The 12,040-nt window shown below is 48.6% G+C and carries 13 protein-coding genes and 1 pseudogene; 8 read left to right on the top strand and 6 right to left on the bottom strand.

Annotated features, from left to right (window positions below; translation table 11 throughout):
- From QVO99_RS04260 to tilS, 3 genes and pseudogenes are all read left to right on the top strand, one after another.
- Window positions 1-341, top strand: a pseudogene (locus QVO99_RS04260) (3'-5' exonuclease domain-containing protein 2); the annotation flags it as partial.
- Between the two features lie 156 nt (window positions 342-497).
- On the top strand, window positions 498-1,685 hold the full coding sequence (locus tag QVO99_RS04255; protein WP_022316358.1) for a class I SAM-dependent rRNA methyltransferase: 1,188 nt from the start codon (window positions 498-500) through the stop codon (window positions 1,683-1,685).
- Window positions 1,686-1,781: 96 nt separating this feature from the next.
- Window positions 1,782-3,137 (top strand): tRNA lysidine(34) synthetase TilS, encoded by a 1,356-nt coding sequence (tilS, locus tag QVO99_RS04250; RefSeq protein WP_288176956.1) that lies wholly within the window; start codon window positions 1,782-1,784, stop codon window positions 3,135-3,137.
- A 180-nt stretch (window positions 3,138-3,317) separates the two neighbouring features.
- Here the strand turns inward: tilS and nth are convergent, their stop codons facing one another.
- The 6 genes from nth to nusB all read right to left on the bottom strand — a co-directional run bounded on the left by nth (window position 3,318) and on the right by nusB (window position 7,798).
- The gene (gene nth / locus QVO99_RS04245; protein WP_022316356.1) at window positions 3,318-3,965 is read right to left on the bottom strand and encodes an endonuclease III; all 648 of its coding nucleotides are present in this window, start codon (window positions 3,963-3,965) and stop codon (window positions 3,318-3,320) included.
- 202 nt (window positions 3,966-4,167) lie between these two features.
- Entirely contained in the window at window positions 4,168-4,614 is a 447-nt protein-coding gene (locus tag QVO99_RS04240; RefSeq protein ID WP_022316355.1) for a DUF5606 family protein, read from the bottom strand.
- A gap of 91 nt (window positions 4,615-4,705) precedes the next feature.
- Window positions 4,706-5,266, bottom strand: coding sequence for a dephospho-CoA kinase (gene coaE / locus QVO99_RS04235; protein ID WP_022316354.1), 561 nt, complete (start codon window positions 5,264-5,266; stop codon window positions 4,706-4,708).
- Between the two features lie 136 nt (window positions 5,267-5,402).
- On the bottom strand, window positions 5,403-6,383 hold the full coding sequence (locus QVO99_RS04230) for a CdaR family protein (RefSeq protein WP_022316353.1): 981 nt from the start codon (window positions 6,381-6,383) through the stop codon (window positions 5,403-5,405).
- On the bottom strand, window positions 6,383-6,712 hold the full coding sequence (gene yajC / locus QVO99_RS04225; protein ID WP_022316352.1) for a preprotein translocase subunit YajC: 330 nt from the start codon (window positions 6,710-6,712) through the stop codon (window positions 6,383-6,385). The genes QVO99_RS04230 and yajC overlap by 1 nt, the downstream gene beginning before the upstream one ends.
- A 150-nt stretch (window positions 6,713-6,862) precedes the next feature.
- Window positions 6,863-7,798 carry a transcription antitermination factor NusB gene (gene nusB, locus QVO99_RS04220; RefSeq protein ID WP_022316351.1) on the bottom strand — a complete coding sequence of 312 codons (936 nt, stop codon included), beginning with the start codon at window positions 7,796-7,798 and terminating at the stop codon, window positions 6,863-6,865.
- 234 nt (window positions 7,799-8,032) lie between these two features.
- Here nusB and QVO99_RS04215 point away from each other — a divergent pair, with 234 nt between their 5' ends.
- The 5 genes from QVO99_RS04215 (at window position 8,033) to QVO99_RS04195 (ending at window position 11,925) form a co-directional block, all read left to right on the top strand.
- Window positions 8,033-8,626: a 50S ribosomal protein L25/general stress protein Ctc gene (locus QVO99_RS04215; RefSeq protein WP_022316350.1), complete on the top strand. Its 594-nt coding sequence runs from the start codon at window positions 8,033-8,035 to the stop codon at window positions 8,624-8,626.
- Window positions 8,627-8,906: 280 nt separating this feature from the next.
- On the top strand, window positions 8,907-9,476 hold the full coding sequence (pth, locus tag QVO99_RS04210; RefSeq protein WP_022316349.1) for an aminoacyl-tRNA hydrolase: 570 nt from the start codon (window positions 8,907-8,909) through the stop codon (window positions 9,474-9,476).
- Between the two features lie 6 nt (window positions 9,477-9,482).
- Window positions 9,483-9,902 carry an RNA-binding S4 domain-containing protein gene (locus tag QVO99_RS04205; protein ID WP_022316348.1) on the top strand — a complete coding sequence of 140 codons (420 nt, stop codon included), beginning with the start codon at window positions 9,483-9,485 and terminating at the stop codon, window positions 9,900-9,902.
- Between the two features lie 112 nt (window positions 9,903-10,014).
- Window positions 10,015-10,581, top strand: coding sequence for a phosphoribosylglycinamide formyltransferase (purN, locus tag QVO99_RS04200; RefSeq protein ID WP_022316347.1), 567 nt, complete (start codon window positions 10,015-10,017; stop codon window positions 10,579-10,581).
- 81 nt (window positions 10,582-10,662) lie between these two features.
- Entirely contained in the window at window positions 10,663-11,925 is a 1,263-nt protein-coding gene (locus QVO99_RS04195) for a DUF5103 domain-containing protein (protein WP_022316346.1), read from the top strand.
- Window positions 11,926-12,040 lie beyond the last annotated feature (115 nt).

Raw genomic sequence — 12,040 nt, 5'->3', positions numbered from 1 at the left:
TACACGACGACATAATATCGCTGCACAAAAGGGCTGAATTCAAGCCGGGCAACTTCATCGACCTGCAGAAGCATGTGGGAGAAATCGGAGTGGAGGACCTGAGTCTGCAGAAACTTTACGCCAACTTCTTCGGACTGAAAATCAGCAAGGCGCAACGGCTCACGAACTGGGAGGCGGACATCCTGACGGACAAGCAGAAGTTGTATGCCGCAACAGACGCCTGGGCATGCATAAAACTATACGACGAGCTGATGAGACTGGAGAGAAACAAGGATTTCGAACTGAGAATCGTGAAGCCGGCAGAAGAGACAGTAGAGGCAATGGCAAAGAAGCAAGCATAAAGTATTTCACCTACGGCTTAATGACCGCTTGTGAAACCAACGGTATGATGACCGTTCGTGGGATTAACGGCATGATGACAGTCAGTGGGAGTAACTGACTGATGACCGTTTGTGGGATTAACATAAAAATAATATAATATAGAATTCGATTATAGTATGACTCAATACAAGTCTGTTTATTTGAAAAGAGGGAAAGAAGAAAGCTTGAAACGCTTCCACCCTTGGGTTTTCTCTGGTGCCATAGCAAAGATGGACGAAAGTATAGAAGACGGCGACACGGTGAACGTGTACACGTCGGAAGATAAATTCATAGCCGTAGGCCACTACCAGATAGGAAGTATTGCCGTGAGAGTGTTGTCGTTTGAGGAGCGCTCCATCGACAAGAACTTCTGGGAAGAGCGCCTCTCAGAGGCTCTGAAGATGAGACTGGCAATCGGAATTGCCGACAACTATGAGAACAACACCTACAGACTTGTTCATGGCGAGGGAGACAGCCTGCCGGGACTGGTGATAGACTGCTACGGAAAGACTGCCGTGATGCAGGCCCACAGCGTTGGCATGCACATCAACAGAACGGACATTGCCGAAGCATTGGTGAAGGTGATGAACGGAAGGATAGAGAACGTGTTCTACAAGAGCGAGACCACCCTACCCTACAAGGCAGACCTCGGACAGGAAAACGGCTTCATCATCGGAGGCTGTACCGACAATACGGCAGTGGAAAACGGACTGAAATTCCATGTTGACTGGCTGAAAGGACAGAAGACAGGATTCTTCGTTGACCAGAGAGAGAACCGCAGTCTGCTTGAGAAATACGCAAAGGGGAAGAACGTGCTCAACATGTTCTGCTACACAGGAGGCTTCTCCTTCTATGCCATGAGAGGAGGAGCAAACCTCGTACACTCCGTTGACAGCAGCGCCAAGGCAATAGACCTGACCAACGCCAACGTGGAACTCAACTTCCCTGGCGATGAGAGGCATCAGGCTTATTGTGAAGACGCATTCAAATTCCTTGACAACGCAGAGGATTTCTACGACCTCATAGTGCTCGACCCACCGGCTTTTGCCAAACACAGAGCCGCCCTACACAATGCCCTGAAAGGCTACACACGACTGAACGTAAAGGCTTTTGAGCGTATCAAGCATGGCGGAATACTGTTCACATTCAGCTGCTCACAGGTAGTGACGAAAGACAATTTCAGAAATGCCGTGTTCACTGCAGCTGCCATATCAGGACGAAACGTGAGGATACTGCATCAGCTGCACCAGCCGGCTGACCATCCTATCAACATCTACCACCCGGAGGGAGAATACCTCAAGGGTCTCGTGTTGTATGTGGAATAATTAGTTGCATGGTGAACAATATGTTGCATGTGGATTAATTGCTGTATGTGATTAATTGCAGCATGTGGAATAACATATAGAAAAGACAACCGTATCTTGAAAAGTTTTCTAAATAGCGTCAGCAGATTCATAAAGGAAAAAAAGCTGATGGAGGCAGACGGACTATCCCTTGTCGCGCTGTCGGGAGGAGCCGACAGCGTGGCTCTATTGCTATGTCTGAAAGATCTGGGATACAGAGTGGAGGCCGTACATTGCAACTTCAGGCTCAGAGGAGAAGAGTCTGACCGGGACGAAGATTTCTGCAAGAGACTTTGCGAGAAAGAGAATGTCATGCTCCACATCACCCATTACGACACCCGGTCGTATGCCTCGCTCCACGGGATAAGCATAGAGATGGCGGCAAGGAATCTGCGCTACAGCTATTTCAAGCAGCTCAGAGAGGACATGGGGGCGGCAGGCATCTGCGTAGGCCACCACATGGAGGACAGCGTGGAAACCATGTTGCTCAACATAATAAGAGGAACGGGAATAAAGGGCGTGACGGGAATAGCAGCCAAAAACGGACATGTGACAAGACCAATGCTCTGTGTCTCCCGCAACGAGATAGAAGACTATCTGAAGGAAAGGGGGCAGACTTACATCACAGACAGTTCAAACCTCGTGAACGACGTGAAGAGAAACAAGCTCAGACTCGACGTCATGCCTCTGATAAGGGGAATAAACCCTTCGGCAGACAAGAAGATGTTTGAGACTACAAGAAGGGTGACAGAAGCCAACAGGGTGTTTGAAAACGCAATAGAAAAGGCTGCGGAGGACTCTACAGCAGTAAAGGACAACTATCTATTCATCAATATAGAGAGGCTCAAGCGCCAGGTGTCTCCCGAATACACACTCTACCACATCCTTTCAAGACACTCGTTCTCGTCGGCTACCATAGACGACATATTCTCAAATCTGGACAATCTGAAGAACGGAAGCATCTTCTCTTCCGACACCCACAGACTCGTTGCAGACCGCGGTTTTCTCGTGATAGAACGGAATGAAGACAAGGACAGCAGAAATGAGAAGCCTTTCATATTGCCCGAAAGCGGCACATACATTATCAACGAGACCACGAAAGTAAGAATCAAGGAGGAAACCACAGAAGAGGGATTCACGCCAAGCCGAAGCCAGTTTACCATAAGCGCAGATGCTTCGAAAGTGAAATTTCCTCTCAGAATACGCCGTTGGACCCAGGGCGACTGGTTCATCCCCTTCGGAATGACAGGAAAGAAGCTTGTCAGCGACTATCTGACAGACAGGAAAATGGCATTCTTCGACAAAGAGAAACAGCTTGTCATGACAGATGCCGAAAACAACATCCTATGGCTTATAGGCCAACGCCTGGACAACAGGTTGAGGATTTCTGGAAACACAAAGAAGATCTTGACAATCGAGTTTATTTGCAATTGAAATATAGGCAATTGTATAGATTAGACAATTGCATAACCAATTGAAGTTTCCATATAAACACAACTTCAAACCAACAAGTTATGAACAGGCGTTTCACCGGTTTACAATGCAGAAACGCCCTATACCCAAGCAACAAACTTGCGGTTATTGACGAGCAAACAAGCAGACCGCCTCTGATGACTAATAGCCCTTGAAATCCATGATTTTGGGGCAGAACCCTTTAAAGGGACATTTCTCGCAATGCGGCTTTCTGCTTGTGCAGACATACCTGCCATGGAGCAAGAGCCAATGATGAGCGTCGGCCAGCAACGCTTCAGGGATGTTTTTCGTCAGACACCGCTCCACCGCCAATGGAGTGGCAGCAGATTTCGGCACAAGCCCCATTCTGTGGCTCACACGATAGACATGGGTGTCGACGGGCATTGCAGCCTTTGAAAAGGCAACGGCAAGCAGCACGTTGGCGGTCTTGCGCCCCACACCCGGCAGACTGGTGAGATCGTCGAGTGCCGAAGGGACCTTCCCTCCAAACTTCTCCTGTATGGCCACCGAGAGTTCCACGAGGTGCTTTGCCTTGGAATTGGGATATGAAATGCTGCTGATAAACGAAAGCACATCTTCAGGATCTGCCTCTGCCATTGCCGCCGCATCAGGATAATGCCTGAACAATTCCGGCGTCACCTGGTTCACCCTCTTGTCTGTGCATTGGGCGCTCAAGACTGTAGCCACAAGCAGTTGGAAGACGCTGCCGAATTCCAGTTCCGTGGTGACGTGTGGAGAAACTTCCGCAAAATGTCTCAAGACAGCTTCATAACGTTCAGAGCGTTTCATATCTCAATTTCAATGAATATCCAGGTCGTTGACTTTAATAGTCGAGGACTAATATGTTAAAAGACTATGTGGTCGAAGCATATTGTTGCCGTAGACTATTATTGTCGTAGACTTTGTTGTCGTAGACTATTGTTGTCGTAGACTTTGTTGTCGTAGACTATTATAGTCAAAACAATATCGTTTTCGAATACTATATTTTGGTTTACTCAGCCTTCTCAGCAGCTTCTTCTGTAGCCTCTTCTGCATTATCCTCAGGGTCAACGAAATTCGTCACACCGTTGGAAACCAGGATGTTATACCACTGGAGAAGCTTCTTGATGTCGCTGTCGTGTACTCTGTCGCGGTCGTAGTCAGGAAGAATTTCGGCAAAATAAGCGTGAAGTTCGTCCTTGCCACACTTCTTGTAGTCGAGCGAGCATACCTTTCCGTCCTCCTTGCGGAGCACAGAATCGAGAATATTCATCAATGGAACATCCTCAGCCACTGTATACATGGCGATGTCGGAAAGACTTGTCACTCTGTCGCTTGCGAAGATAGGCAGGCGGCGATGGGTTTCGTCCAAGGCTTCAACGATAAGGTTCATCTTTGAACTTGACACAAGCTTATAAAGTCCGGGCTTTCCGGAAACTGACAAAATTGTAAAATCCATTTCAAATATTTGTTTAATAATAAATTAATAAGTTCTCATTATCGTCCCGACGATATCATAGGGACTTGACACATCAGCAGACGTTCAGATTTCAGCGTATTCGCAAAGCCGCCAGCGCGTCGTCAATCTGCGGTTCCAAAGGTTTGCTGCCGTCGTTGAGGATAACGAAATCGCTTTTAGCCTCCATCTCCTCCTGACTCATCTGGCAGTTTATCCATTCTCTTGCCTTCTCTCGCGTTATAGAGTCGCGGACGATGATTCTATCCATCCTCACCTCTATCGGTGCCGATACGCAAACCACGCAGTCCACGAGCTTGTCGAATCCGCTCTCGAAGAGGATGGCGCACTCCATGAATTGAAGTCCCGAGGCTTTGAAATCGTCGGCCACAGCGGGATGCACGATGGCGTTAATCCTTTTCTTGTTGTCTTCGGCGTCAAGAAGAAACTTTGAGATGACAGCCTTGTCGGGCTTTCCGTCTGCATAGGCATCCTGTCCTATCAGGTCTGTCAAAGCCTTTCTTACGGATGGCGACTCGCGCATTATGCGTTTGGCTGCGCTGTCGCAGTCGTAGACCTCTATCCCCATGCTTTTCAACAAGGAGCAGACGTATGATTTTCCGCTTCCTATTCCGCCTGTAATGGCTGCTTTCATAATTGTCTCCATTATTATAGACAGCCACCATCGAGGGGCTATACATGCTCTCTAATAGCCGCTGTCAATATTCTACCTATTTATATAATAGCTGCCAGAAAGGGAGTTCCTGTGGTATTTATGACTTTCTTTTCTGCTACTGTTCTTCAATGAGGTAGTCCACATGTTCTATTTCGGTATGCGCATTCTTCACGCCATGCGGCACGGATGCAATCTTGAGCGTGCATTTGTCAGAAGGCGCTGAGAGAATCTCGTTGTAGTCTACCACCACCTTGAACTTGTTGGTGTTTATGGTTCTGAAGATGCTCGCGCCAACGGTGAAGACCACTTTAACCCTCGACGGGAATGTTCTCAACACCTTTCCCTCCGGCATGTTGAGCGCCGAGATGGGAACCTCTGCACTTTCCTCGGTCAGCACATCCGGATAGACAGCCATCCTGACACGGGAGGGCACGCATTTCACTCCTCTGATTTCCATGAGGTCAAGGTCGCGTCTGATGGTGTCCTTGAGGTTTTTGATATTGATCCGCTCTGTGTAGATGTACTTTATGCTGTCGAGCATTTTCTGACTGCCGTAAACATCCACCATATCGGGCGAGAATTCTATCTTCGCCAGATAATAGCTTGCGTCAGCCTGTATGTTTCCCGCCAGCCTTACGGGCAGCCGCTTGTGCATTCCGTAATTGTAGAAGTATTCCAGCTTGTCGGGCTTCACTCCTGTCACCTTCGACGAACTGTATAGTTCGGCATAGATCAGCTTGGTGAGTTCCGACGCAGACACGGAGCCATACCCCTTGTTCTTGATGTATGAAGAGAAGGGTATGTCTATCCTTTTCAGTTTGTCACCATATATATATGTACATAGAGTATAGCCTTTGTCTTTCACAGTCACCTTTATCGTGTCTTCGGTGTCGCTCGTCGGTACCACGTTTTTAGGTATGTTCACGATGCGCACGGGAATCCTGAGTTCTTTCTCATAGGTGTCGTTCAGGGCCAACAACAGCCAGAAGGCTCCGCTCAGGGCGAGGAAGAACAAAAAAATCAGGAACTCCTTGTTCACGATATTGAAAAAGGAGTTTCTGACTATACTGTATATACTTTTCAGGATGCGTTTCATTATTTTTCCTTGCTGACGGTTGCAGAAGCTGCGACATCAGCAAATACAGAACCTTTGTCAACTGTTATAACCACGCCCTTTGCGATTTCGAGCTCGATTTTGCCTGTAGCGATGTCCACTTTCTTGATGGTGCCGTAGATTCCTCCGCCTGTCACCACCTTTGAGCCCTCCTGCAGCGAGTTCTGGAAATTGCGTATTTCCTTCTGCTTTTTCTGCTGCGGACGAATCATGAAGAAATACATGATGGCAAAGATCACCACCATCATTATAAGGAACTGCATGCTGCCTCCACCCTGTTGCTGGGCAGCCAAAAACATTGTTGTGTTCATAATTTACTGTTATGTTTGTTTTAAATGTTAATCGTTTGTCTGTTTTTTGGGCGTCTCGCCTGTTTTAATGCCAGGCACTTTACCTGTTTTAATGCCAGGCGCTTTGCCTGTTTATATGCCAGCCGTTATGCGTGCTGAATTACGGATGCGTCATCTTGTCGGCATCACCTTCATCATCTTGCCTGTGTCGATGAGGTAGCGGGCGATGGCGTCGAGCATTCCGTTGATATATGAACCGCTTCTCGGAGTGCTGTAGAGTTTCGCCAGGTCAACGTATTCGTTGATGGTCACGTTCACCGGTATGTTCGGGAAGTTCATCATCTCTGCAATGGCTATCTGCATTATCACCACATCCATATAAGCCAGGCGCGAGAAGTCCCAGTTGCGCGAGGTCTCGCTCATGAAGCGCTGATACTGGTCGGCGTTGAGGATTGTGGCGCGGAAGAGCTTCACGGCGAACTCCTTGTCTTCCTCGTCCTTATATTCCGGCAGGAGCTCCTGCAGTTCCTTGTTTGCCGGATCGAAGCGCTTGATGGTCTTGAGCACGAAGGTGTCCACGATTTCCTTGTCGTCGTTCCAGTAGAGACTCTTCTCCTCGAGCATGGCGTCAAGGTTGTCGTTGTCCATGATGATTGCCTTGTAGAGCTTGCGCCACGCCTCGCGGTCGGCTTCATACGAGTCGGTCTCGTCAGCCACATAGTCGGCATAAATCTGGCTCTGCTCTATCTGTGTGAGCAGGTTTCTCACGAACTCCACGCTGTCGTCCCATGTCTGCTTCTGATTCTCGAGATACTCGTTGAGCTGCTTGTTAGCTTCGAGCTGAAGGGCGAACTTGTTGTTTGCAAACTTGCCTGAGGGCAGAGTTGTGCCTTCTCTCTTTGCACGGGAGAGCTCCACTTCATAGCGCAGGCGCGACTCTTTGGAAACAGCTACAATCAGGGACAGCAGACAATTATACAGGTCGTATGCCTTGGAGAGGCTGAACAGCAGCTCCTTCTCGGCATTATCCATGTTGTGGTTACCGTTTTGATAATATGCGTAGGTTAACTGGACAATTTTTATCCTTATCAATTCTCTGTTTATCATCTTATAATATTAAAATGAACGTGTATTTCAAAAAAACCGATGCAAAAATACTTATTTTATGCGGTACTTGCAAGAAAACCACGGTGTTTTATCTATTTTTATTTATAATATTTGCGTATTAATCAAAAAAGAAATACCTTTGCACCGCTTTTTCGAGCACTACGTGAATAGAATTCTCGTGTGATGGTGAATTAAGCATTAATTATTAACAACTTAATTTAGAGTAACACAATTATGAAAGAAATTGAAGTAAAAGGCCAGAAGAGAACTGATTTGGGCAAGAAGGCAGCCAAGGCTATGCGTAAGGAAGGTCTGATTCCATGCAACCTCTACGGTGAGGCAAAGAACGCTGACGGCGCTCCTGAAGCATTGTCAATCGCTTGTCCTATGAGCGAGTTGAGAAAGATTGTCTACACTCCACACATCTACGTTATCAAGCTCGTCATCGACGGCGAGGAGCGTACAGCGATTCTCAAGGAGCTTCAGTTCCATCCGGTAACAGACGCCCTCCTTCACGTTGACTTCTACGAGGTTAACGACCAGAAGCCTATCACAGTGGGCATCCCTGTCAAGCTCAACGGTCTGGCACAGGGTGTACGCGACGGTGGACGTATGAACCTCTCTATCCGCAAGATCGACGTTACAGCGAAATACCAGGCTATTCCTGAGCATCTCGACATCGACGTTACTGCCATGACTATCGGCAAGAGCATCAAGGTTGGCGACCTGCACTTCGAGGGTCTTGAGATGGCAACAAGCAAGAACGTTGTGGTTTGCTCAATCAAGGCTACACGTAAGTCTATCGCTGCAAGCCAGGCTGAGGCATAATGCCATAGATTTAGCAAGAAAAGAAATTTATCACGGGGTGGTTCTGAATTTTAATTTGGAATCACCTTTTTTTAGATTCAACCCAAATCGGTCATTAGGGCTTGCTTGAATTTTGATATTTTAGAAGAGTGGATTTTGTTTGGCTTTTAATCAGTAATAACGAGCTATTGCAAATTAAAAACAAGCAAAAGACGCCTTATAAAGAGCAAAAGGCAACAAGCAGTTATAAAATATCACATCGAACGGCATAATGACCGTTTGGAGTTTAAAGCAATACGTAATGGAAAAATTCTTGATTGTAGGATTGGGAAACCCCGGCAGCGAATATTCGGAAACACGACACAACACGGGATTCATGGTGGTAGACGCCATGGCTGAGGAGGCTGGAGCCTCTTTCGACGACAAGAGATACGGATTCGTGGCTGAGACTTCGGTGAAGGGAAGAAAACTCTTTCTGCTGAAGCCTACCACATTCATGAACCTCAGCGGCAACGCCGTGAGATACTGGATGAACAAGGAGAACATACCCATGGAGCACCTGCTCGTGGTGGTGGACGACCTGTCTCTGCCACTGGGAGCCCTCAGGCTGAAAGGCAGCGGAAGCAACGGCGGACACAACGGACTGGGAAACATACAGTCGGTGATGGGCACGCAGAAATACGCACGCCTCAGAGTGGGAATAGGCAACGACTTCCCCAGGGGAATGCAGGTGGAATGGGTGCTCGGCAGATATGATTCAGAGGAAATGGAAACCCTCAAGCCGGCGATAAAGACTTCGTGCGAGATAATAAAGAGCTTCGCCCTTGCCGGCATTGACATAACGATGAACCAGTTTAACCACAAGAAATAAGGAAACATGCAAGAGTCTGCGAGAATAGACAAATGGCTGTGGGCGGCAAGGATCTTCAAGACCAGGTCGCTGGCTGCCGATGCCTGCAAGAACAGCCGCGTCACGATAAACGGAACCAACGTGAAGCCTTCTCACATCGTGAAATGCGGAGAGACGGTGAGCGTGAAAAAACCGCCGATAACCTATTCGTTCAAGATACTCCAATGTATTGAAAAGCGCGTGGGCGCAAAACTCATACAGGACATCTACGAGAACGTGACCGACCCGAAACAGTATGAGATACTGGAAATGAGCAGGATAAGCGGATTCGTGGACAGAGCCCGTGGCACAGGACGCCCCACGAAGAAAGACCGCCGCAGCCTCGACGCCTTCATAGAGCCTGCAATGTTCGGATTCGACGAATACGACGACGACCCGGACGACTGAAACCCAACCGCCCGCAAGGGCAAGCTGCAATGAAAACTAACGGCAGGACGACCGTCTGGACGGTTGCCCAGCCAAACCTGACATAATATAATCATAATAACATTTACCCAATATGAAGAACATAGCCATATTCGCATCCGGCAACGGAACAAACTGCGAGAACATAATCAGATACTTCGAGAACTCGGAAACGGTGTGCGTGGCTCTCGTGGTGTGCAACAACAAGAGCGCACAGGTGATAAAGAGGGCGGAGAAATTCGGAGTGCCCGTGGAAATAGTGAACAAAGAGGGATTCAAAGACAGCTCCAGAGTGCTGCCCCTGCTGGCCGGCCACAACATATCATACATAATCCTCGCAGGATTCATGCTCCTCCTGCCCGACTATCTCACGGAGGCTTACAAGGACAGGATAGTCAACATACACCCGTCGCTGCTGCCGAAATACGGCGGAAAGGGCATGTATGGCGACAACGTGCACAAGGCAGTGAAGGAAAACGGCGAAAAGGAAAGCGGAATAACAATCCATCTCGTGAACAACGAATACGACAAGGGACAGATACTGAAACAGTACACCACCCCACTCTCGCCCGAAGACTCCGCCGACGACATCGCCCGCAAGGTGCACGCACTAGAATACGAACACTACCCGGAAGTGATCGAGCAGCTGCTCAGCCGCTGACAGCAGCCATAATTACTGCCGCAGGATTCCGCCACTCCTCCACACCGGAAACGGCTCCGCCCTATAAAGAATAAAGAAAACATGAAAAGAACAATCCTTCTGGTCCCGCTCCTAGCTCTCAGCCTGGTCTCCCGCGCCCAATACAACGAGATACACAAGGCAGGGATAAAGACGCTGCAAGTGGTGTGCGGCGACAAATGGCTCGCGCTCCCGATAATGAAACTCCGTTCTGACAATCCAAGCCAGAACAGGATAAACATATCATTCGACGACCTGACACACACATACCACCGCTACACCTACAGCATCACCCATTGTGAAGCCGACTGGTCGCCGTCGGAGCAGCTCTTCGCAAGCGACTACATAGAAGGATTTGCCGAAGACAACACAATAGACGACATCACGGAATCCATAAACACAAACGTGGGCTACACCCACTACGCCTTCTCCATACCCAACGAGAAATGCAGACTGAAGCTCAGCGGCAACTACAAGGTCACGGTTGCCGACGGAGACACGGGCGAAGAGGTGCTCACGGCATGCTTCATGGTGGTAGACCCGAAGGCGGGAATATCTATGGGCGCCACCACAAATACCGACATCGACACCAACCTCGCCCACCAGCAGATCTCCATGAAGCTGTCGTACAACGCGCTGAGAGTGGCCGACCCCGAGACACAGATAAAGACCGTGGTGATGCAGAACAGGAGATGGGACAACGCCAGGCGCAACGCACAGCCACAATACAAGACACCAAGCGGACTGGAATGGCGGCACAACAGGGAGCTCATCTTCGAGGCGGGAAACGAATACCACAAGTTTGAAACCCTCGCCACATCACACGCCACGATGGGGATAGACGAGATATCGTGGGACGGGGAGAACTACCACGCACACGTGTTCGCCGACGTGCCCAGACCGAACTATCTTTACGACGAAGACGCCAACGGAGCCTTCTATATCCGAAACAGCGACAACATAGAGAACGAGAACACGTGCGACTACATGTACGTGCACTTCACGCTCGACAGCAAGCAAAGATACCCCGGCGACATCTATCTGAACGGCGAATGGACATACAACCGCTTCCTGCCCGAATACAAAATGGAATACAACGAGAAGAAACGGCGCTACGAGGCCGCCATCCTGCTGAAGCAGGGCTACTACTCATACCAATACCTGATGGAGAGCAGCGATGCCACCATGAAGACCTCCCCGTCAGAAGGGAACTTCTATCAGACGGAAAACAAATACCAGGCGTTGGTATATTACAGAGGACAAGGCGACAGGACAGACCAACTCGTTGGCTATCAGGAGATTCAGTTAAACCCAAACGGTCATTAGGCCGTTCAATGTAGCATTTTAATACTGCTAGCAGTCTTTTGTTTTTTTATAAGGCGTCATTTGCCTGTTTTTAATTCGCATCAGTCAGCTATTACTCATTAAAAGCCAAACAAAA

The organism is Prevotella sp. CAG:592 (assembly GCF_000436015.1).
In the GTDB taxonomy this organism is placed as follows: domain Bacteria; phylum Bacteroidota; class Bacteroidia; order Bacteroidales; family Bacteroidaceae; genus Prevotella; species Prevotella pectinovora.
This window is presented reverse-complemented; position numbering and strand designations above follow the sequence as displayed.